The organism is Bacillus sp. z14 (2026) (genome assembly GCF_058313575.1).
Genome location: NZ_JBZFQK010000003.1, coordinates 3,520 through 23,428, shown reverse-complemented (window position 1 = coordinate 23,428; position 19,909 = coordinate 3,520). Strand labels below are relative to the sequence as shown.

At 37.6% G+C, this 19,909-nt stretch carries 24 protein-coding genes, 1 tRNA gene, 1 pseudogene and 1 riboswitch (1 of these 27 cut by a window edge); of the genes and pseudogenes, 18 read left to right on the top strand and 8 right to left on the bottom strand.

Annotation, left to right across the window (positions count from 1 at the left end; translation table 11 throughout):
• Nucleotides 1-24: 24 nt before the first annotated feature.
• The gene (locus AC4G3O_RS11145; protein ID WP_066106751.1) at nt 25-714 is read right to left on the bottom strand and encodes a polysaccharide deacetylase family protein; all 690 of its coding nucleotides are present in this window, start codon (nt 712-714) and stop codon (nt 25-27) included.
• A 150-nt stretch (nt 715-864) separates the two neighbouring features.
• On the opposite strand from AC4G3O_RS11145, the gene AC4G3O_RS11140 reads away from it, so the two are divergent.
• The 9 genes and pseudogenes from AC4G3O_RS11140 to AC4G3O_RS11100 all read left to right on the top strand — a co-directional run bounded on the left by AC4G3O_RS11140 (nt 865) and on the right by AC4G3O_RS11100 (nt 9,452).
• A complete protein-coding gene (locus tag AC4G3O_RS11140; RefSeq protein WP_139892327.1) occupies nt 865-1,167 on the top strand; it encodes a DUF6509 family protein in 303 nt (100 codons plus the stop codon).
• A 26-nt stretch (nt 1,168-1,193) separates the two neighbouring features.
• Nucleotides 1,194-1,387, top strand: a riboswitch (cobalamin riboswitch).
• Between the two features lie 110 nt (nt 1,388-1,497).
• Entirely contained in the window at nt 1,498-2,463 is a 966-nt protein-coding gene (locus AC4G3O_RS11135) for an ABC transporter substrate-binding protein (RefSeq protein WP_139892328.1), read from the top strand.
• A 154-nt stretch (nt 2,464-2,617) separates the two neighbouring features.
• Entirely contained in the window at nt 2,618-3,229 is a 612-nt protein-coding gene (locus AC4G3O_RS11130; protein WP_490552346.1) for a TetR/AcrR family transcriptional regulator, read from the top strand.
• A gap of 29 nt (nt 3,230-3,258) precedes the next feature.
• Nucleotides 3,259-4,431, top strand: coding sequence for an acyl-CoA dehydrogenase family protein (locus AC4G3O_RS11125; RefSeq protein ID WP_491136193.1), 1,173 nt, complete (start codon nt 3,259-3,261; stop codon nt 4,429-4,431).
• Nucleotides 4,391-5,608 carry an acyl-CoA dehydrogenase family protein gene (locus AC4G3O_RS11120; RefSeq protein ID WP_491136192.1) on the top strand — a complete coding sequence of 406 codons (1,218 nt, stop codon included), beginning with the start codon at nt 4,391-4,393 and terminating at the stop codon, nt 5,606-5,608. The genes AC4G3O_RS11125 and AC4G3O_RS11120 overlap by 41 nt, the downstream gene beginning before the upstream one ends.
• Before the next feature lie 113 nt (nt 5,609-5,721).
• The gene (locus tag AC4G3O_RS11115) at nt 5,722-6,087 is read left to right on the top strand and encodes an SCP2 sterol-binding domain-containing protein (RefSeq protein WP_066106771.1); all 366 of its coding nucleotides are present in this window, start codon (nt 5,722-5,724) and stop codon (nt 6,085-6,087) included.
• A 346-nt stretch (nt 6,088-6,433) separates the two neighbouring features.
• On the top strand, nt 6,434-8,311 hold the full coding sequence (locus tag AC4G3O_RS11110) for an AMP-dependent synthetase/ligase (protein WP_491136191.1): 1,878 nt from the start codon (nt 6,434-6,436) through the stop codon (nt 8,309-8,311).
• A 35-nt stretch (nt 8,312-8,346) separates the two neighbouring features.
• Nucleotides 8,347-8,700 (top strand): annotated as a pseudogene (locus tag AC4G3O_RS11105) (hypothetical protein); the annotation flags it as partial.
• Nucleotides 8,673-9,452, top strand: coding sequence for an enoyl-CoA hydratase/isomerase family protein (locus tag AC4G3O_RS11100; protein WP_491136190.1), 780 nt, complete (start codon nt 8,673-8,675; stop codon nt 9,450-9,452). The pseudogene AC4G3O_RS11105 and the gene AC4G3O_RS11100, both read left to right, overlap by 28 nt.
• 107 nt (nt 9,453-9,559) lie before the next feature.
• On the opposite strand, the gene AC4G3O_RS11095 is transcribed toward AC4G3O_RS11100, so the two are convergent.
• Entirely contained in the window at nt 9,560-10,033 is a 474-nt protein-coding gene (locus AC4G3O_RS11095; protein WP_066106781.1) for a hypothetical protein, read from the bottom strand.
• Between the two features lie 114 nt (nt 10,034-10,147).
• On the opposite strand from AC4G3O_RS11095, the gene AC4G3O_RS11090 reads away from it, so the two are divergent.
• Nucleotides 10,148-10,345: a YwbE family protein gene (locus AC4G3O_RS11090; RefSeq protein ID WP_066106784.1), complete on the top strand. Its 198-nt coding sequence runs from the start codon at nt 10,148-10,150 to the stop codon at nt 10,343-10,345.
• 80 nt (nt 10,346-10,425) lie between these two features.
• On the opposite strand, the gene AC4G3O_RS11085 is transcribed toward AC4G3O_RS11090, so the two are convergent.
• Nucleotides 10,426-11,163, bottom strand: a complete 738-nt coding sequence (locus tag AC4G3O_RS11085) for a YqcI/YcgG family protein (RefSeq protein WP_139892335.1) — start codon at nt 11,161-11,163, stop codon at nt 10,426-10,428.
• 185 nt (nt 11,164-11,348) lie between these two features.
• Nucleotides 11,349-11,846, bottom strand: a complete 498-nt coding sequence (locus AC4G3O_RS11080; protein WP_491136189.1) for a cupin domain-containing protein — start codon at nt 11,844-11,846, stop codon at nt 11,349-11,351.
• A 441-nt stretch (nt 11,847-12,287) separates the two neighbouring features.
• On the opposite strand from AC4G3O_RS11080, the gene AC4G3O_RS11075 reads away from it, so the two are divergent.
• Together AC4G3O_RS11075 and AC4G3O_RS11070 are read left to right on the top strand one after the other, a co-directional pair.
• Nucleotides 12,288-12,818, top strand: a complete 531-nt coding sequence (locus AC4G3O_RS11075) for an HD domain-containing protein (RefSeq protein WP_066106793.1) — start codon at nt 12,288-12,290, stop codon at nt 12,816-12,818.
• A gap of 183 nt (nt 12,819-13,001) precedes the next feature.
• A complete protein-coding gene (locus tag AC4G3O_RS11070; RefSeq protein ID WP_066106796.1) occupies nt 13,002-13,808 on the top strand; it encodes a formate/nitrite transporter family protein in 807 nt (268 codons plus the stop codon).
• 304 nt (nt 13,809-14,112) lie between these two features.
• Here AC4G3O_RS11070 and AC4G3O_RS11065 read toward each other — a convergent pair whose 3' ends face one another.
• Nucleotides 14,113-14,319 (bottom strand): hypothetical protein, encoded by a 207-nt coding sequence (locus AC4G3O_RS11065; RefSeq protein ID WP_066106799.1) that lies wholly within the window; start codon nt 14,317-14,319, stop codon nt 14,113-14,115.
• 138 nt (nt 14,320-14,457) lie between these two features.
• Between AC4G3O_RS11065 and AC4G3O_RS11060 the strand changes: the two genes are divergently transcribed.
• Nucleotides 14,458-14,967 carry a GNAT family N-acetyltransferase gene (locus tag AC4G3O_RS11060; protein WP_180349988.1) on the top strand — a complete coding sequence of 170 codons (510 nt, stop codon included), beginning with the start codon at nt 14,458-14,460 and terminating at the stop codon, nt 14,965-14,967.
• A gap of 254 nt (nt 14,968-15,221) precedes the next feature.
• Here the strand turns inward: AC4G3O_RS11060 and AC4G3O_RS11055 are convergent, their stop codons facing one another.
• On the bottom strand, nt 15,222-15,827 hold the full coding sequence (locus AC4G3O_RS11055; RefSeq protein ID WP_139892338.1) for a hypothetical protein: 606 nt from the start codon (nt 15,825-15,827) through the stop codon (nt 15,222-15,224).
• A gap of 216 nt (nt 15,828-16,043) precedes the next feature.
• Between AC4G3O_RS11055 and AC4G3O_RS11050 the strand changes: the two genes are divergently transcribed.
• The 4 genes from AC4G3O_RS11050 (at nt 16,044) to AC4G3O_RS11035 (ending at nt 17,606) form a co-directional block, all read left to right on the top strand.
• On the top strand, nt 16,044-16,223 hold the full coding sequence (locus tag AC4G3O_RS11050; RefSeq protein ID WP_066106805.1) for a hypothetical protein: 180 nt from the start codon (nt 16,044-16,046) through the stop codon (nt 16,221-16,223).
• Nucleotides 16,224-16,427: 204 nt separating this feature from the next.
• Nucleotides 16,428-16,925 carry a kinase gene (locus tag AC4G3O_RS11045; RefSeq protein WP_375138413.1) on the top strand — a complete coding sequence of 166 codons (498 nt, stop codon included), beginning with the start codon at nt 16,428-16,430 and terminating at the stop codon, nt 16,923-16,925.
• Between the two features lie 170 nt (nt 16,926-17,095).
• Complete coding sequence (locus AC4G3O_RS11040) at nt 17,096-17,401, top strand: hypothetical protein (protein WP_490552332.1); 306 nt, start codon at nt 17,096-17,098, stop codon at nt 17,399-17,401.
• A 1-nt stretch (nt 17,402) separates the two neighbouring features.
• Entirely contained in the window at nt 17,403-17,606 is a 204-nt protein-coding gene (locus tag AC4G3O_RS11035; RefSeq protein ID WP_491136188.1) for a helix-turn-helix transcriptional regulator, read from the top strand.
• Nucleotides 17,607-18,014: 408 nt separating this feature from the next.
• Here the strand turns inward: AC4G3O_RS11035 and AC4G3O_RS11030 are convergent.
• Nucleotides 18,015-18,086 (bottom strand) — tRNA-Ala (locus tag AC4G3O_RS11030).
• 165 nt (nt 18,087-18,251) lie between these two features.
• Nucleotides 18,252-18,947: an MgtC/SapB family protein gene (locus AC4G3O_RS11025; protein WP_066106820.1), complete on the bottom strand. Its 696-nt coding sequence runs from the start codon at nt 18,945-18,947 to the stop codon at nt 18,252-18,254.
• Nucleotides 18,948-19,067: 120 nt separating this feature from the next.
• On the opposite strand from AC4G3O_RS11025, the gene AC4G3O_RS11020 reads away from it, so the two are divergent.
• On the top strand, nt 19,068-19,909 hold the 5' portion of the coding sequence (locus tag AC4G3O_RS11020; protein WP_066106823.1) for a DMT family transporter. 64 nt of this gene lie beyond the right edge of the window; 842 of the gene's 906 nt are visible here — the first part of the coding sequence; its start codon is at nt 19,068-19,070; its stop codon lies beyond the right edge, outside the window.

Sequence of the window (19,909 nt, the reverse complement as noted above, 5' to 3'; positions counted from 1 at the left end):
AACTGATAGGAGTATTTATCATTTTTAAAATTCAAAAGTTGGTGTGGACTCATCCATTATTTTAAAGGTGTATCCCTTATGTTTCAGACGGCGAATGATTTCCGGAAGCCCATCCACGATTGTTGTATTGCCGTTAAAATCATGCAGGAGGATATAGAGATTTTCTTTTTCACCTACCCCTTGCATAATTAATTTAAGTAATTTTTTTTCTGGAATTGGAGGATTTAATCCATCGTTAGCATCGCAGTTCCAATCATAATATTTATATCCTCTTTTTATTACCTCAGTCTTTAATTGATCCATTAAATCAGTCCCGGCATATTGTTTTGCGACATAGTTATTGGAGCCGCCGGGGAATCGTAGGATTTTCGGGCTTACGCCTACTTCCCTTTCCAAAAATTCTTCCAGTTGAGTAATGTCTTTAAAAAAAGTATCCTTGGATCGATAGATTTTGGAATAATTATGAGAATAGGAATGCAGTCCAAGAGCGTGTCCATTTTTTACGATATCTTTATATAAATACATATGTCCCGGGCTGGCTGTTCCCGTTACAAAAAAGGTTGCCTTAACATCCTGAACTTTGAGGATATCGAGGATTTCCTGTGTGATGTTTGAGGGACCATCATCAAAACTGAGGTAGGCTGTCTTTGCAAATGTTTCAGATGGAATAAGAAGCTGGATAATGAGCAATGTGAGAACAGATAGAGTACGCATAATAAACTCCTATGGATTAAGTGATTTTAATATAGTTTTTGATTCTTGTTAAAAAATATTCCTAAACGGAGTTGAATAATTGGGTAAAATGTTTAATAAAGAGATTGAACATGTATAATAGACATAAGCATTTTAGAAAGGTTGATAAAGATGATCGAGATACAAAGTTATACAGTTGAGAAACTGGAAGACCCGTTTGGTATCCTTTCTGGAGAAAGGTTCGAATATGTACTGGAGATTTCCGTTCCCGAGGAAGATGAACTATATACCGATAAGGGTCTTCTGTTGCGTGTTATATATGTAATGGATGAAAATCAGGACCAAATTTCAAAATATGAGTTTATAGAAAGTGAAACACAAAGTATTTTGGATTTTGAGCTTGAGGAAGATGAATTATCGATGGTTTTACAATTTTGCAGGGAACATACTGATGTTGAATATGAAGAAGAATGAAGATAGCTGATTATATAAAAAATATAAATATTGAATAGTGTAAGAGTGCCTTATTTATTAGGATAATAGGGAAACCGGTGCAAATCCGGTGCAGCCCCCGCTACTGTATACGCGGATGAAATGATTTGTAAACCACCGGCTCTTTGTTTAGAGCATGGGAAGGTAAATCAGAGTAAATTGATGCGTCAGCCAGGAGACCTGCTCTTTCTTTTGTATGTACTATTTTTCGGAGGGAAAAGTAGGCGTCCAATCCTGTTATTTTAATGTGGATTTTCGCCTTAGCTTTTTTCGAGCTAAGGCTTTTTTATTATGTTGGAAAGGGGAATAACTATGCTAAAAAAGCAAAACTATTTATTTTTATTTATGCTAATGCTTACGCTATCTATGTTAATGTTTGGGTGTTCGTCAACTGAAGATGACTCAAACCAGAAGAAAGAGGTTTCTGAATCAACGTCCACAGCCTTTCCTGTTGAGGTAAGGGATGGATCCGGAGAAAGCATCAAGATTGAGGAAAAGCCGGACACGATCGTATCCTTGCTGCCAAGCAATACTGAAACGGCCTATGCACTAGGTCTTGGAGAGAAAATCATTGGTGTATCAGATTATTGTAATTTTCCTACAGAAGCTGCTGACAAACCTAAGGTCGGCGGGTTAGAAATCAATATTGAAAAAGTGTTGGAATTAAATCCGGATCTTTTATTGCTTTCTGCCAGTCATTTTAATAATGCTAAGGATACCATTAAACAATTCCAGACAGCTGGTATTGATGTTATTATCGTACCTGACGCCAATTCGTTTGATGGTGCATATGGAACAATTGAATTGATTGCTAAAGCAACCGGAACATCAGACAAAGCTGATGAAATTATTTCGGATATGAAAAAAGAAGTAGCAGAAATTAAAGAGAAAGCAAGTGCTATAAAAGATAAGAAGAAGGTTTGGATTGAAGTATCTTCCTCACCGGATTTATATACAGCGGCTAACGGAACCTATATAGACGAAATGCTTGATATCATTCAGGCAGAGAATATTGCCGCTGATCAAGAGGGTTGGGTAACAATGAATGAAGAACAAGTCATTGATCGCAATCCTGATGTTATTCTTACTACATATGGCTATTATATTGAAAATCCAGAAGAAAAGGTATATGGAAGAAAAGCTTGGTCCGAGGTACCTGCCGTTCAAAATAAGCAGGTTTATGATGTAGATAATGACACAGTGTCAAGACCGGGACCACGTTTAACAGAAGGCTTGCAATTGATAGCTGAAAAAATCTATCCTGAAATATTTAAATAAACATTTTCATTTAAGAGCCGTGCCCATTTTACTTTGGGAGGCTCTTTTTTTGTCGAAGAAAATAAATTAAATTTTCTAACAATTTTGTTGAAATTTCCCTTTTGAGTAGGTATGATGATACCAATACGTATTCGTACTCACACATGGGATTGGAATGATAAGAATGTTATATGTAAATGACCTGCCGACCGAAGCAAGAGATAAAATGCTATATGCAGCCCTCCAATTATTCACTACAAGAGGTTACAAGAATACATCAGTTCTGGACATAGTTGAGTATGCACATGTCTCGAAAACAACGTTCTACCAACAATTCGGCAATAAAGAGACTTTGATTGTTGCACTTTGTGAAAGTTTGATTGGAGAAGTTGCAGAAGAGATTAAGCTTGCAGCTTTACGGGAACCACGCATTGGTTATAAAGCATATGCCGGAATTCTTCGCTATTTGGAAATTTGCTTTTCCAATAAGGCTGTTGCCAATTTTATTTTACTCGAATCAGTCGGAGTTTCTTTCGAAGTAGAACTGGTCAGACGAGAAGCACTTAAAAGTTTCGCAGATCTTATCTTTTTTTTTGCTTACCAGGAGTTTCCGGAGAATGTGAATGAACAGGAAGTTAGGATCATCTCTCAGGCAATGGTTGGAGCAATCAATGAGGTCGTCATTCAAAAATTCCGGGAACCAAATCACCAAAAGACAGATGTAGAATATCTTGCTAGATTATTAAACCGATTGGTCATGCGCTCATTTAGCAGTCTCTCAAATTAATAAACTATTGATATGAAGGAGGGAGAAAGTTGGTTTCTTTTTTACCAAGTGAGGAAGAAAAGGCATTTGTTGATGTAGCTAAGGATTTTGCGATTCAAAAGATTCGTCCCTATGCCAGGCAAACGGAAAAGAATCAGGGGGTAAGTGAGGACGTGGTCAGAAAGTTGAGTGACCTTGGATTATTAAATCTGGAACTGCCTGAATCATTCGGTGGCCTGGAATTGCCGCTCGTTTCCCAGGTACAGATTGTTGAGGCGCTTGCTTATGGTGACCTTGATACTATTCAGGGGCTTCCAGGAGCCGGGGAGGGAGCATCGTTTATTCGACTAAAAGAGGATCATAATGCATTTTCTTTTTACCAAACTCAATGTGGAACGGGAATTTGCCCAACAGTCGCCTTTCTTTATCCAAATCAACATAAACTCCAAATAAAAAAAATAGACAATGGATACATCGTTGATGGAGAAACGAGTCCGCTGAAAAATGTCAGAAAGGCTGAATATCTATTAATTGCAGGAACTGCCACTAATGGTGAAGCGGTATTGCTCTGGATAGATCAAGAAAATAACCATTCTTGGAAAGTGCTTGACGGTGATTATCGTTTGGGGCTATTGAGTGCTGGCTTTTCGAGAATTCAGCTTAATGAAGTAAGCGTTTCCAATAATAATATTTTGGCTAGTGGAATAGATGCTGAAACTTGGATGAATGAAGCAATGAGCCGTGTACGAACATTAGAGGCTGCCAAAGAAATTGGTGTTATGGCAGCTGCGCTTGATTACACAGTTGAATATACCTCCCAGAGAAAAGCGTTTGGGGTAGAAATCGCAAAATTCCAGGGTGTTTCTTTTAACCTTGCACAAATGGCTATCCAGACGGGTGCAGCAAGGCATCTTGTTTTATATGCGGCAAAACAAATTGATGAAGGTGAAACTGATGCTGTTTTCCACAGTATCCAGGCACTTAAAAAAGCCCATCAATCGCTTCGATATGTAACAGATTCAGCTGTACAGCTCCTTGGTGGGCATGGATATGTTCAGGACCATCCTGTTGAGAAGTGGATGAGGGACGCTCAGGCACAAGTCGGTTGGTTTGAACAAGAGGGCGATTTAGAAATCAGGGCAGGAAACTGGATCATGTATGGTAAGGAGAGGGGGATGAGTAATGATCACCTACGAGTTGACGCCACATCAAAGTCAAGTTAAGGAAGTGGTCCATTGGTTTGCTGAAAATGAAATGCGACCGGTATCCATGATTGCCGATCAATTAAAGAAAGTACCGGATGATTGGCTGGATAAAGTAAATCAACTCGGAATTTCTTTAAGCATGTCTTCTTTTGGAGAGTCCAATGATGATAAAAAGAAAAAAGATTTTAAAAAAGCGAAGGAGCGCCAAGGAAATCGATTGGGAGTCATTGCCTCTGAGGAATTAGGCTGGGGAGATTGCGCGATTGCCTTGACGCTACCCGGGCCAGGGCTTGGAGGTCCGCCTGTTCAGCATAGCGGCACACCGGAACAAAAGGAACGTTTTTTATCCATTTTCTCCAGAGATGAGAAACCGAAGTGGGGAGCATATGCTTTGACTGAACCAGAGGCAGGTTCTGATGTATCCGGTTTACAGACGACAGCTGTTAAAGTGGACGGCGGTTATGTGATAAACGGGCAGAAGATATTTATTACAAATGGCAAAAGAGCTTCCTGGGTTGTTGTATTTGCTACGGTAGACCGCAATTTAGGTAGGGCTGGTCACCGGGCATTTGTTATAGAAAAAGGTACACCCGGCTTCTCATGCTCGAGATTGGCGGAAAAAATGGGTCTTCGTGCTTCTGAAACAGCAGAACTTGTGTTTGAGGATTGCTTTGTTCCGGATGAAAACCTTTTAGGTGGAGAAGAGGCCTATGTCAATAAAGCGAATGGATCAGGTGGCTTCAGGGTTGCTATGAAAACATTCGACAACACAAGACCCATAATAGCAGCCATGGCTACCGGAATTGCAAGAGCGTCCTATGAATATACATTGGATTTTGTAAAAAGAGAATATCCTCAGCACGGCAATCATTATCATCAAGCCCTGAGACTCTTCTCAGAGATGCAGCAAAAAATTCAGGGAGCTCGTCTGTTAACCTGGGAAGCTGCCTGGAAAGCAGATTTGGGAAAAGCGAATGCAAAAGAAGCAGCCATGTGTAAGGCCTATGGTGGAAAGATTGCTTTGGAGGTTACTTCAGCCTGTCAGGAAATACTCGGTCCATATGGTCTTGAGGGACATCTAGTCGAGAAATTATATCGTGACGCAAAAATTTATGACATTTTTGAAGGGACTAATCAAATTCAGCAATTAATTATTGCGCGTCATCTGTATGAACCATATGGTATTCGTGTGTAATGATTTTATAAATACGTTCAGGAGGTGGTGAAACGACAGGACAAAAATGCTGCATCTAAATAAAACTGAAAAATCAAAAAATATCCTTTAATAATAAAGGGAGGAATTTTAAAATGGGAAAAGCAATTGAAGATTATACATTAAGAGAGTCTTTTGAAAAAATTGAGGAAGCACTTAAAAACGATCCTCAGCCAATTCAAGGAATTACGACACGCTATCAATTCACAATCACCGGTTCCGAAGAAGGAATCTATCAGCTTAATATACACGATGGTCAGGCAGAGGTAGTCGAAGGAGAAGAAACACCAGCGGATTGTACACTCACCATGTCTGTCGAAAACTTCCGCCAATTCCTTCTCGGCAAACTAAACGGAACCGTAGCCTTCATGTCCGGCAAACTAAAAATCAAAGGCGACATCGGAAAAGCAATCAAACTAGAAGGAATACTGAAACAATATAACGTAAAGGAATATTTATAAGAAAGGCTGAGGCGACTGTTCAGCTCCGACAAGCATAAGAGGAGTCACGTAGGGAGGTGTTCTCCCTCCAGCAGTGGCTACACTTATGACTCGAGGAGCTAGGAGCCGAAGCTAGATCTCAAGAAAAGCTGGAGTGGCTTGCTCAAAAGCGAGGAGCATAAGACAGAGGCTCATAGGGGATGAACTTCCCCCGAAGAGGCTATGCTTATGTCCCGAGCTTTTAGCCACGGAAGCTAGATCTCGCTAAAAACGGAGACCATGTAAGGTGGACCAAAGACTAAAAACGCCACATCGTGTGGCAACGTCTTCGTGACCCTACGACGTGTAGGCCTAAGGGAGGTGTTTTATGAAACCTGCAAATTTGGTAGAGATGGTTTGGAGAACAGCCGAAAAAAATTCACAAAAGAATGGTTTTTTAGTTAAAGTAGCAGGTGAATATAAGGGGATCACATACAGGGATTTTTGGATACAGGTTTCACAAACGGCTGCCGGACTGGCACATTATGGGGTTGGCTTTGGTGATCATGTAGCCATATTATCTGATAATAATCCTTACTGGGCTATAAGCGATATAGCGATTATGAGTTTGGGTGCAGTCAGTGTGCCAATCCATTCAACTTTACCATCTGATCAGATTTCTTACATTCTCAGTAATGCAGACTGTAAGTTTCTTTTTGTAGAAAATCAAAAGCAACTGCAAAAGATTCTTGCTAATTCTACTCTCGATAAACTGATTATCTTTTATCCCGGTGATTCCTTAGCAGAAAAGAAAGAAGATATGCTGACAATGGAACAATTAATGTCAGCAGGTGAAAAACATCCTTTATTTAACTGGGAAGATGAGTTCCAGGCAATAACAAGAGATGATTTAGCAACGATTATTCATACCTCGGGAACAACTGGTTATCCAAAAGGTGCAATGTTAACGCATGGAAATATTTTATCAAATGTTGAAGGCGTTCAATTTTGGGTGTTGGAAGCCCGGCCTGACGACATCATGTTATCCCACTTACCACTATCCCACATATTTGAACGTATGGCAGGTCAATTTTTTCCTTTGTCAGTTGGTGCAACAATTGCTTATGCAGAAAATATTGATACCGTACAACAAAACCTTCTAGAAGTACAACCTACCATCCTAGTCAGTGTCCCATTGTTATTTGAAAAAGTATATGCCCAGGCTCAAAAGATGGTCGAATCCGGTACCCCTATTCGCAGAAAAATTTTTGACTGGGCACTTAAAGTCGGAAATACAAGATATAAATATTATTTATCCAGTGCTACAGATGTAATGGTTCGTAAAAGTGAACTACCGAAAGAGTTTAGGAGAAAGTGGAAAATAGCTGATAAACTTGTCTACCAAAAAGTAAAAAAACAATTGGGTGGAAGAATCAGAGGCTTTATATCAGGCGGAGGAGCTTTAAATCCAGAAATCGGGAAGTTTTTCTGGAGTGTTGATCTTCCGGTCCTTGAAGGATATGGCCTGACAGAAACCTCCCCCGTTATCTGCGTAAATCCGTTTTCCAGAACCAAAGTTGGAACAGTAGGAAAACCATTGCCGAACCTGGACGTCCATATCTCAGATGATGGTGAGGTACTTGTTAAAGGCCCAAGTATCATGAAAGGTTACTATCATGATGAAGAGGCTACCAAGGAACACTTTGAAAATGGGTGGTTCAAGACTGGCGATATAGGCGAGTTTGATGAAGATGGCTTCTTAAGAATTGTGGATCGAAAGAAGCGGATTATAGTACTTACTTCGGGGATAAATGTGGCTCCACAGTCTGTGGAAAATGCACTTCACCAAAGTATTTATATAGAAAATGCCGTTTTGGTTGGACAAAATCAGAAGTATGTAATCGTCTTATTAACTCTAAATTATGAAAATCTTAAGAGCTGGTGCAAAAGGAAGGGCATTCGTGGTTCTGTCAATGAGTTGGTTACGAATAAAAAAGTACAGGAATTGATTACGAGAGAAGTAAAATCCAATACTCATAAATTCGCACGCTATGAACAGCCCAAAAAACTAATCATTGTAACGAAAGAATGGACTGTGGAGGGTGGGGAGATGACTCCGTCCTTAAAGGTACGTTTTAAAGAAATAGAAGAAAAGTATAAAGAAGTTATTGAACAAATGTATGAAGAAGACGCATATGCAGAGATCGAGGTAGCTGCTAATGAAGTAGCAGTTGGCCTGTCATTGCCTAAATCGAAAGGAGATTAATAAGTATGTCATTTTCACTGGAAGGAAAAGTAGCTCTTGTTACCGGTGCTATTATCCCGGCAACACAAAAGGTATTGGATAAGGCAGGTCTTTCCATGGATGATATCGATATTTTTGAAGTGAATGAAGCCTTTGCTTCAGTTGTATTAGCATGGGCGAAAGAGCTGGAACCAGATATGGATAAAGTAAATCCGAATGGAGGAGCGATCGCATTGGGCCATCCTCTGGGCGCAAGTGGAGCTCGTATTATAGCCACTTTACTTAATGAATTGGAAAGAACAAACGGAAGATTTGGGCTTGCAACCATGTGTATCGGTTTTGGTCAGGCAATTGCTGTAATACTGGAAAGGGAGGTAGGGGAATGGGGCAAAATTGTTTGTTGGAGGTAACTGATAAGGTGGCAATCATTACGATTAATCGACCTCCCCTAAATACATTGAGCAGAGATACATTATATGAGATTGGCACCTATTTGGATGATATCGAAAATAATCATATGATTAGAGCTATTATATTAGTCGGAGCGGGAGAAAAATCTTTTTCAGCTGGTGCAGATGTAAATGAATTTTCAGATTTAGCGGATCCGGAAAAAGCGAGGGAAACGATTCAAGGGATGCATGATCTATTTAACCGAATTGAGTCTTTCTCTAAACCTATCATTGCAAGCATAAACGGTCGTGCGCTGGGTGGTGGGAATGAATTGCAAATGGCTTGCCACTTGGTAATAGCTGCAGACACAGCAGAGTTTGCTCTTCCAGAAATAAAGCTCGGAATTATGCCTGGCTATGGGGGGACCCAACGGCTGCCAAGATTGATTGGCCGCAGGCGGGCTCTTGAATTAATCTTAAGCGGTGAAAAAATTTCGGCGATAAAAGCATTGGAGTATGGTTTAATCAACAAAGTTGTGCCTGCTAAAATGCTGAAGTATGAAACTTTAGCGATTGCAGCCAATTTAGCTGAAGGGCCGCCGCTTGCGCTTAAAGGGATCCTTGATTCTGTGGGGAGAGGTACAGAAGTTTCCTTAGAAGATGGAATCTCAATTGAACTAGAGAATATGCTGAAAATAGCCCGTTCGGAGGATGCGATGGAGGGAATCAGTGCCTTCTTTATGAAGCGAAAGGCAGAGTTTTCAGGTAAATAAATTAGATAGTGTCTGCATGGTCCGTTTATTTGTTGGATTAAATAGGAACAGCCCATTGGATTATGGATTACCAACGGGCTGTTAGGTTCGTTTACTTTACTTTTCGTTTACTTTACTTTATGGAATCCTTCTTCCATTAAATAAGATTTTGCTTCATTGTAGGATGGGAATGTGCCATCTAGGTTTAAGCCAGCATATACATTCCACATATCCTCTTCTGCTATAACGGTAAGAGTATGTCCTTCGTTATTCCTCCAGGTTTCTTCTTCACCTGCTATATCGCCAGCATAATCCTCATAAGGATCAGTAGATAGAAGCTCTATGGATTTAGCTATGATAGTTTCTAATTGCTCAGCGGAAAAATCCTTGATATTCACCAATCCCTTTTGACCCACACGGTACCCAGGAATGCCTTCTGCATAAACGAAACCATTACCGTTTGGATGCAGGTGATAAACAACATTCGATTTATCTAATTTGCTTTCAGGATATTGATAGTTGATACGCCCAAGTGAAACATTTTTACGTTCGAGTTCCTTAAAGGACTCTATAATTGCAATTTTTTCTTCAAAAGTTAACATATTGCCTCCAAAAAAGTGGATTTTACTATTTTTCCATTATACCATTAGTGGATAGATTACGTTATGTTCAATGAATGTATTTATGGATCGAGATAAATAAGGGAGGTTAGAAAAATGAACACTGGAAAGAATCGCAGTGATATACGAGCAGGACTAGAAGTCGATATCGTGTTAAAAAAAGACCAGCGCTCAGGTGCATTAACTCGCGGTATCGTTAAAGATATTTTAACCAATTCAGCAACACATCCGCATGGCATTAAGGTACGGTTAACGGATGGCCAGGTGGGAAGGGTTCAGCAGATTATTAAATAATGTATCGAATCTTGAAGGCGTACAAGCTCCCACTCTATAAAAAAGAAGCTGATTCAATGATCAGCTTCTTTTTTATATGATTATGAATCTTTATGGTGAAATGGACATTTCCCAGCGATTGGTTCTATATCATCACCGATAAAGTATTGCTTCCATTCATTATGGTTTTGATCCCCATAATGACTGATATCCGGATGCTTAGGGAGCTGATCCCATTTCTCTACTCGTTCACGAACTTTCTCTCTGGACATGATTCCGCCTTTTTCAGTCCCTTCAAGTCCTTCAAAAATCATTCGCGGTTGAAAGCCAAGAACTAAACTATTACCGAGGTCACGGGTTTTCCGTTGCTTGTAGGCAGGGCAATTGCCGAAGATAAAGAATGGTTCACCGGCAAAGTGAAAGTCCCAAAGGAAATGTTCAGGATCCTTCGGTTTATCCTCAGGCCAAAGCTTCGGATCATGCTCGTGTAAATACTGTAGGATTCTCCAAAAATAATCTCTATAGTAAGGGATATCGCGTTCCTCTTTTTCAGGTTCAACAAAAACAAATAAACCGTGTCTTATATGAGGTGGATTCTTAAATAGTTCAAGAAAGCTTTCTACTGCTTTTGGAAGAGAGGACCAATCATTATGAGTCATATACGCATAACGGAGTTCTCCTTTATTTTCTGCTTTCATACCAAAGTAACATGGAAATGTTGGGTTTGTAACAATGTTATGAAATGTTTGGTATTCTTCTGTTACCCATTGTGGTACGATTTGTGGATTGGTCATATCTTGTTTTTCTAATAAACTTAAATTTGTTTTTGTATCCGGCATATAATAATTCCCCTATATATTCATTTTAGTAAGTTCTTTATTCCCTATTAATAGTCTTTGAAACATTTTGAAAGACAGTAAAATATTGTTTTGCGGAACGCTAAAAAATCAGGAGATTAATCGCTGAACAATTTAAAGTCACACTACTTTATCAAACGGTATAACATGCATATCTTCTTTTGAAATTATACCTGCCACTCTTTTATCAGAGGACCATCCTTACCGTTAATAGGATCAGTCTTTGGGATGGGAACCTTGCTAATTTCCTCTAATACTTCAGGACGTTCATTTTCTTTCCCGTATTTAGTGTTATAGTCCATCCCATTTGGATAAGCTCCAACGACAGAAAAGTCAGAGCTGGCTCTATGGCGTTTATGGCCGGTTCCGGCTGGATGAATAATCACATCACCTGACTGAACATGAATCTTCCTTCCTGTTTCACCGCCAATCATAAGGGTGGCTTCACCTCTAATAACCCCTAGTACCTCATGAGAATTACTGTGATAATGATGATAGTCAAATACCCCATTTGTCCAACTATTTAGCCATTGATTTTCATTAAATAGGCTTTCCATAGTGGATTCAGGGCTGTCTACAGCTTGATCATATAGAATGACTGGTAAGTTTGGATTATTAGGTATCCTACCATCATCCTCGAAGAAAAAAGTTTGATACTGATTCATTTGTACTCCTCCTCCTGTATTCACAAAATTCCCTTTTTAGATGATGATAAACAAGTCAACCTGGATATTTTTGTATGGGAGTTTTTCGGAAATACTTATGTTTTTTCTAAACTAGTATCTGCCCAACTACGAATTATGCCGTTTTTAAAGACAGGGCATGAAAATACAATAATGAATAATAACTTGGTCCATGTTAATATCTTGACAAGCTGCCACGGTTTTCCAAGATTAGCGATAATACTAGCCATAAAGTGCAAAAGAATGAATGCGAATAAGGGTGTAAAGGAAGGCTAATTGTAAAATTTCGTTTAAAAGTACAGAAACAAGATAATTTTATAGAATAATAAATTCCTTTTAAACAGTGAAGTATCCATGCTATAATGCACAAAAATATATATTTATCTCTATAAATATACAAAAATAACCAGGGAGGGAGACCTTATGAGAGAAGTAACTTTACTTGATATATTTGAGCATCGCATTGCTCAAAAATATTTAAATCGTTCTGGCTTGGCACATGCAATTGCCGTTGCTTACCATGCCTTTCATTTAGCGAAAGAACAGAATATCGATGTCGATTCTGCAGCAAAAGCAGGTCTGCTCCATGACATTGGACATTTTACTTGGTACCGTAATGGTAAATGGGATTATGATTTATATAGAAAGAACGATATACATCCAATTAAGGGCGCTGAAAGAGCGCATAAATTATTAATAAGGCTTGGTGAAAATCCGGTTCAGGCGAAAACGATCTCCCTCGCAATTTTATTTCATACAGATTCCTTTTTACCTTCAAATGATATTGTTAGAACACCTCTTCAACAGATTGTTAAATGGGCAGATGAAAAAGATGAAGAGGAAGGCGGCCTTCACCATTATCGGAAGATTGAGTATGAAAGAGCGAAAGCCAGTATTATAAAACTCGATTCCATGATTGATGAAGAATTAAAAGAACATAAAAAAATGATATAAATTAAATCCCCATCTGTAAAAAACGGAGGGGATTCTTTAGTTAACATCATTAGAATTTGAATTATTCATAAAATGTTCTCTTTAAGCATTTCTAAAATACGAATATAATAAACTTGGATAGATTGATAATTATTTCCATATGATGATGTGGAAGACGTATTACATAGATTGGAGAGAACATACATGAGTTTCAAAACTCCACAGGAAATTGCCATAGCAGCAGTAGAAGCAGGTGTGAAGAAGACCAGTTTACCTTTAACAAATTTATTACTATTGGGATTTTTGGGCGGTGCTTATATATCTGTGGGTTATTTACTATATATCCGAGTAACCGCAAGCTTGCCTGAAGACTGGGGGACCTTTGGAACATTTATTGGTGCATCTGTTTTCCCACTTGGACTTATTTTAATTTTAATTGCAGGCGGAGAATTATTGACTGGTAATATGATGGCAGTGCCAATGGCCTGGCTTGCCAAACGGATTCCTTTCTCACGATTAGTTCACAATTGGTTTTGGATTACGATTAGCAACTTCGCAGGTGCTATTTTTGTAGCTTATTTCTTTGGCCACTTAGGAGAGTTTACAGCCAGCGGTGTCTTTCTCGAAAAAACGGTGGACGTGGCTGCTCATAAAATAGATGTTGATTTTTGGCCGGCTCTTATTTCAGGTGTTGGTTGTAACTGGCTTGTGGCATTAGGTGTTTGGCTTTCATACAGTGCAAACGATATCGCAGGAAAAATAGCAGGGATATGGTTTCCAATCATGGCATTTGTAGCAATTGGCTTTCAGCACGTAGTAGCGAATATGTTTGTGATTCCGGCAGCAATATTTGAAGGTTATTTTACCTGGATGGATTATTTTAATAACTTTGTACCTGTCTTTTTGGGGAATGCCATAGGCGGATCTATTCTTGTTGCTTTTGTTTACTGGAAATCCTATCAATCCTATATAAACCCTACCACCAAGAAAATAAAATCGGAAAGTATGTAACAATTGTGAGAGGCAGTCGGTCGTTTCACTATATGATACTCCTATAAAAACACTTAGATTTAATAAAATCCGTGTTTTTATTTCATCTGTTCCATTTTGGGCTAGATAATCATGCCGATCAACGCCATCCCATATTTATAAAAGTGTAGTAGTATTACTGCATAACCATGTTACCTAAATATGAAGAAAAAGGGCTAAACAACATAGCGCCTTTTTCAAGTTTGCAGTCAAGAATATTATTTTGTTATTTAAGCCTATGATGAACGAGGGAATCAAGATAGCCTGTCTTATATTAAAAAACAGTTCAATCTTCTTCACTCTGTCGGGCAGCCCATAGAACAATGGCTAATATCATAAACAATATTTCCATTAAAGGATCGTTTGTTACGGCTTTTAATAGCACTAAAAGGATGACCCCGTTTACAGGATTTTCGTCTGTCAGCATAATCACAATAATATCCAGCAGCGGGAGGGCGAAATCCAATATATTTAAGTCATTTTCAGATTCCATTCTAACAGTCCCTTCCGTTTTTTTATCATCGTATTCGAAATAAATGAAAAAGTGCGTTTTTGCTGAGACAAAGGGCGTAGGAAAAGAGCGTGGCAGGATACATATCTAAATAATTAGAAGCAAGTGGAGAGTGATAATTTGAGTATTGAATTGCTCAAGGCAGATGAAAAGGATGCAGCAGCTTTATTTGCCATCCAACGCAAATCGTTCATGCCTTTATTAGAAAAATATAAGGATTACGATACGAATCCTGCAAATGAAAAAGTAGATCGGCTGATCCTACGATTAAACAATCCTAATGGTGTATTTTATAAAATTATGTTCAATAAACAGCTAGTTGGAGCCATTAATATTCTGTGGAGAGAGGGGACCGAAGAATATAAAATCAGTCCCATGTTCATTTTACCTGAATATCAGGGGATGGGAATTGCACAGGAAACAATAAAAATCATTGAAGATTATTATTGCAAAGCAAAAAGCTGGGAACTGGCCACGATAAAAGAAGAAGAACGGAATTGTCATCTATATGAAAAAATGGGTTATATAAATACCGGTGAACTCCGAAAATTAAATGAGAATACAACACTGATTTTCTATAAAAAGCTTATGGAAGAGCAAGCAGTAGGTCATAAAAGTGAAGAAAGATAATTAATCAATTGTATTCAAATCTGGGGAAAGGCTATTTATACCTTCTTTAAAAATAAGTTATTATCTCCCCTTAACTGAAGATTCTCGGTGTTTTATCGAGATGAAATTTTTTTAAAATAAATTGCTCCGAAGAGGAAATAGTATAAGAGAGGGAACCAATTGAATTGTTTTACGAAAAGCAGAATTTGTATAGTGGAAATACTATTCATTCATGAAAAGAGCTGCCTTCATCGGGAAGACCGCTTAAAATTGGCTTACTTATTCTCTTCTGTTTTATTCTCATCTGTTTGGATATCATCCGGATAAACGATGGTATCAAATGTTTTGGAGGTTTCTTCGTTCTTTAGCTGGAAGGTAACCTTATAATCATCTTCATTTACACCATTAAATAATTGATAGTACAGTGATTGATAAGCTAAATTGAAGAAGGCAAATCCGTCCATACTGCTGTTTTCATAAAGCTCCTGATCCATTTTAATCGTATACTCTGTAAATGATTTATTGTGTTCTATCTTTTTAATTGAAGGAAAGTCTTCATCGGCTTCTATTTCTTTAATGGAAGTGTCTATTGTATCTCCCATCTCTTTCAGCATTTCCTTATGCTTAGATTTGGACATTTTATATGTAACCGATCCATCATCATTTACAATTACTTCTTTTACCCCGTCCTCTTTAGCCTCTTTCTTTAGTTTCACCATATCTGTGTCTTCAAAAAATGATGCAGGTAATGTCACTTCAACATTTACCATTCCCTTATTGACATCCACATTATCGGAATTTTTATTTTCCTCATCCTTTGATGAGCAAGCAACCAGCATAATACTCAATACTAATAGAAAGAGCAGTTTACCACTTTTCATTATGAACCCCCTGAGATGTAATTAATCCTTTATTAACGTAACAAATTTAATAGGTAGTATCTAAATATTCACCGAAAAATATATACTGAAGATTTTGGTAAATTAACTAATGTAATACTTATTTTATGGATAGTAAATAGATTTGATACACAAAAGCATTATAGATAATATAAGAAAAACTTCTATGTTAGAATAATCACAAAGGAGGCAGATGCTATGAATACAGTTCCCTTAATAATTGCTGTTATTGCAGGTATTCTTTATGGTTCCGTACGTTCCGTGAAAAATCAAAATAGTAAAGATGAATCTGCAAAGAAGGAAGCAGGCCTTTACTTACAAAGTATTGTGGTTTGTATCGCTGTTTATTTAATAGTGAGCTTCGTTCAGAGTATCTAAAGACTATACATATTCACTTAAGTAAGGATTTTTCTCTAAATTTAAAAGACCGTTTAAGCAGTAGAGACATAAAGTCGCTTTCCTAATTTATAGGAGGCGACTTTTTTACTTAGATGATAAAAAGGAAAATGATTAATCATACCGAATTATTATTTTCATAAGAGGCTTATAGAGAAATAAAAAACATAATAGGGAATGGGATCGATGGAATCAAACTTAATTATTCTAAGAGGAAACTCCGGAAGTGGAAAAACAACCATTGCTAAAAGCATTCAAGATCAGTTAGGAAAAGGTACCCTGTTAGTTTCTCAAGATAATGTTCGGCGTGAGATGTTGAAGGTCGAGGATAGAGAAGGGAATCTTTCGATTGATTTGATTCGTCAAATTGCTGAGTATGGGAAAGGGAGATGTGAACACACCATTGTTGAAGGAATTCTGAATAAAAGTCGCTATGGTCAAATGCTAAATGACTTAATCCAGTTCTATGGCGGAAAGGCATATATCTATTATTTTGACTTGTCATTCGAAGAAACGGTAAAACGTCATCTCTCACGTGATAAAAAGGAAGAGTTCGGTGTAGATGCTTTACGAAAATGGTGGACCCCAAATGATTATTTGGAAGTGGAAAATGAAGTGAAAGTAACAGGTCATTTAACACATACCGAGATAGTGGATTTGATTTTAACACAACTGCAAGAGTGATGATGATAGCAGGGAGTTAACCTATAGAATTGAGATACATTAGATCACTGCCTTTGAATAATCTATATTATTTAGAAGTCCGATATGTAAAAACTTTTTGACATTTATGATGAGTATGGATACAATGAAAATGTCAAAAGGTTTTTACATTTTCAAAGGAGCTTTCATTAATGGATTGTTTAGCTATCTTGCTGTTGTTTGTGATTTTAGCAATTTGTGTTTTACTCATCATCGTTACTCTTGTGTCATTACCTCAACTGGGTGATGAAAGAAAAGATTTTATTAAGATGAAAGCTCAGTCGTTTGCATTTGCAGGTGTTATTGGATATTTATTGATTAATCTTGTTGAATCTATTTATGTAACTTTCTGGACAGACAACACTTACGAAGGCATAAATCCATTTACTGCTCTTATAGGTATTTCTTTAGTGTATTTAATCTCACTACTATTTTGCAAAAAGAAATATGGTGGTTAAGTTGAAAAATCATATTAGAGAATTAAGAAAATCAACAAAGCTATCTCAAGAAGAACTTGCTAAACTTTGCAATGTATCACGACAAACGATAAATGCGATTGAAAACGATAAATATGACCCTACATTACAATTGGCTTTTAGTATAGCTGCTGTATTAGATACAACAGTAGATGAATTATTTATAAATGAGGATATGGATATGTAATTTTAGACCTTAACTTAAATTAAGGTCTTTTTTTAAGTGCTTAGAAAGTCTTAGGAGTTAAAACCTGTATTCTGAATTTGACTCTCAGAAACCTTCTTTCAAGCAGAAGAAAAAGGAGCACCGACTGTAGCTCCTTAACAAATCATTATTAATTGTTTTTTATGTTATTTGGGGGGAATGGAAATGTACTCGCTGATCATTATGGCTGTAATAGAAAATAACTTAATAAATTCTAACTATACAGTAGTACATCTTCACTCATAATTGTTATGGAGGTCCGCTTTGAAGTTCTAAGGTCAAACGCCTAGTTAACAAATTGTGCACTAGTTGTGCAACTCAACCGATTCTTTGCATAGATGTCTCCTGTAAAAAAAGAAAAAACCCTTGCTACACAAGGGTTTCCCGGTATGGAGCTAAGGGGATTCGAACCCCTGACCTCTTCGCTGCCAGCGAAGCATTCTCCCGCTGAACTATAGCCCCATAATAAGTAATAAAATTATGTACAACCTTATTTTAACTAATTTAATACGAATGTCAATCTTGTATGAAGTATTTTTGCTGAATCTTCTAACTTAACCAAGCTATAATGCAGGGTAAAAAAGAGTAGGAAAGAAACTGCCTATGCTTCTTTCCTGCTCCTATTGATTATGCATTTTCAATTTCAATGCTCATGACTCCATCGATAGAAGAAACGGAATAATAAACATCTGTAATTAGCCTTTTGCTGTCTATGGTGGTTCTTAAACGAATTTGATGACTGTTAGTCAGATCTTTTATGCGAACAGACTTAATTGAAATCTCTTTTTGTTCAATTAAATTTATAATTGGCGCTATACTGTCTTTTTCTGCAATAATTAACTGGAGGTTTAACTCTTTTTCTCTAAACTTTTTTGGCCCAATATAATTAAATAACATGGGCAGCAATTCAACGCTGATGATTAACAAAACTACACCTGCTATTGCTTCCATATAAAAACCTGCACCTACTGTAATCCCTATTCCGCCTGCTCCCCATATTAATGCTGCAGTAGTTAAACCAGATATACTGTCATTGCCTCTCCTTAATATAACGCCAGCTCCAATAAAACCAATTCCGGATACTATCTGGGCTGCAAGACGGAGCGGATCCATTGTTACTGTGACTCCATATGCTGATCCTTTTGCATTATATGCAGATTCAATAGAGACAATAGTTAATAAACAACTAACGATTGAGATTACTAGAGATGTTTTCAGACCAACAGGTTTTCTTTTGATTTCCCGTTCCAGTCCTATGATAAGCCCTAATACTGCTGATATGCATAATTTAATAATCATCTGTATATCAATTGAGAAATCCATATTGCCAACCTGCCTTTATAAGTTCTTCTATATAGAATAGAATATGAGACGGATCTGTTCCAGAATTATGAATTATGAATATTTATTTGTTTAAATTACAGTTAAAGGGTGGAATAATATATGACTCAGTCACTTTTTAAACCTTATCTTGCCATTGTTGTAGGAGTGATTGCTGTATCCTTCTCAGCGATACTTGTTCGCTATTCGGAAGCCGAGTCTGGTGTCATTGCTTTTTACCGCATGTTATTTTCCTGTTTAATTCTAATTCCGTACTTTTGTAGGGAGGCTGTTAAAGAGATAGGAAGGATTAATAAAAAAGATTGGGTATTATGTGCAGCGGCCGGAGCGTTTCTTGCTTTTCATTTTATTTTTTGGTTTGAGTCTCTTCGGTATACTTCAGTGGCTAATTCAACTGTCCTAGTCACAATGCAGCCTATATTTGCTTTTTTAGGTACCTATTTTTTATTTAAGGAACGAGTATCTATCGGTGGAGTCGTAAGTATTATTGTGGCGATTTCAGGCAGTATATTGATTAGTGCCAGCGATTTTTCGCATAATAAGGGAGCTTTGTTCGGAGATGTACTTGCCATAGTAGCTTGTGCTCTTGCAACAGCTTATTTCTTGATTGGACAAATGGTACGTAAAAGAATGGGGTTAACTGCTTACACTTTTATTGTATACGGTATTAGCGCAATTATATTATTGATCTATGTATTGGGGAGCGGCCAGGAGTTATTCGATTATCCTAAAAAAGAGTGGTACCTATTTATCTTGCTTGCAATCATTCCTACATTGTTGGGGCATTCACTTTTTAATTGGGCAATTGAATGGGTTAGTGCAACAAAAATATCGATGGCTATATTATTTGAACCAATAGGTGCGGCAGTATTGGCGTACTTTTTATTTAATGAAAGCCTATCTGCTATACAATTGTTTGGTGCAACATTAGTATTGGTGGGGTT

Bases quoted from the DNA above. Each gene is read 5' to 3' on its own strand.
- AC4G3O_RS11140 (WP_139892327.1), top strand. From the start codon at position 865: ATGATCGAGATACAAAGTTATACAGTTGAGAAACTGGAAGACCCGTTT.
- AC4G3O_RS11040 (WP_490552332.1), top strand. From the start codon at position 17,096: ATGGATTGTTTAGCTATCTTGCTGTTGTTTGTGATTTTAGCAATTTGT.
- AC4G3O_RS11100 (WP_491136190.1), top strand. From the start codon at position 8,673: ATGGGGCAAAATTGTTTGTTGGAGGTAACTGATAAGGTGGCAATCATT.
- AC4G3O_RS11050 (WP_066106805.1), top strand. From the start codon at position 16,044: ATGAATACAGTTCCCTTAATAATTGCTGTTATTGCAGGTATTCTTTAT.
- AC4G3O_RS11085 (WP_139892335.1), bottom strand. From the start codon at position 11,163: ATGCCGGATACAAAAACAAATTTAAGTTTATTAGAAAAACAAGATATG.
- AC4G3O_RS11090 (WP_066106784.1), top strand. From the start codon at position 10,148: ATGAACACTGGAAAGAATCGCAGTGATATACGAGCAGGACTAGAAGTC.
- AC4G3O_RS11120 (WP_491136192.1), top strand. From the start codon at position 4,391: ATGATCACCTACGAGTTGACGCCACATCAAAGTCAAGTTAAGGAAGTG.
- AC4G3O_RS11080 (WP_491136189.1), bottom strand. From the start codon at position 11,846: ATGAATCAGTATCAAACTTTTTTCTTCGAGGATGATGGTAGGATACCT.
- AC4G3O_RS11130 (WP_490552346.1), top strand. From the start codon at position 2,618: ATGATAAGAATGTTATATGTAAATGACCTGCCGACCGAAGCAAGAGAT.
- AC4G3O_RS11115 (WP_066106771.1), top strand. From the start codon at position 5,722: ATGGGAAAAGCAATTGAAGATTATACATTAAGAGAGTCTTTTGAAAAA.
- AC4G3O_RS11065 (WP_066106799.1), bottom strand. From the start codon at position 14,319: ATGGAATCTGAAAATGACTTAAATATATTGGATTTCGCCCTCCCGCTG.
- AC4G3O_RS11135 (WP_139892328.1), top strand. From the start codon at position 1,498: ATGCTAAAAAAGCAAAACTATTTATTTTTATTTATGCTAATGCTTACG.
- AC4G3O_RS11025 (WP_066106820.1), bottom strand. From the start codon at position 18,947: ATGGATTTCTCAATTGATATACAGATGATTATTAAATTATGCATATCA.
- AC4G3O_RS11055 (WP_139892338.1), bottom strand. From the start codon at position 15,827: ATGAAAAGTGGTAAACTGCTCTTTCTATTAGTATTGAGTATTATGCTG.
- AC4G3O_RS11070 (WP_066106796.1), top strand. From the start codon at position 13,002: ATGAGTTTCAAAACTCCACAGGAAATTGCCATAGCAGCAGTAGAAGCA.
- AC4G3O_RS11110 (WP_491136191.1), top strand. From the start codon at position 6,434: ATGAAACCTGCAAATTTGGTAGAGATGGTTTGGAGAACAGCCGAAAAA.
- AC4G3O_RS11095 (WP_066106781.1), bottom strand. From the start codon at position 10,033: ATGTTAACTTTTGAAGAAAAAATTGCAATTATAGAGTCCTTTAAGGAA.
- AC4G3O_RS11145 (WP_066106751.1), bottom strand. From the start codon at position 714: ATGCGTACTCTATCTGTTCTCACATTGCTCATTATCCAGCTTCTTATT.
- AC4G3O_RS11045 (WP_375138413.1), top strand. From the start codon at position 16,428: ATGGAATCAAACTTAATTATTCTAAGAGGAAACTCCGGAAGTGGAAAA.
- AC4G3O_RS11075 (WP_066106793.1), top strand. From the start codon at position 12,288: ATGAGAGAAGTAACTTTACTTGATATATTTGAGCATCGCATTGCTCAA.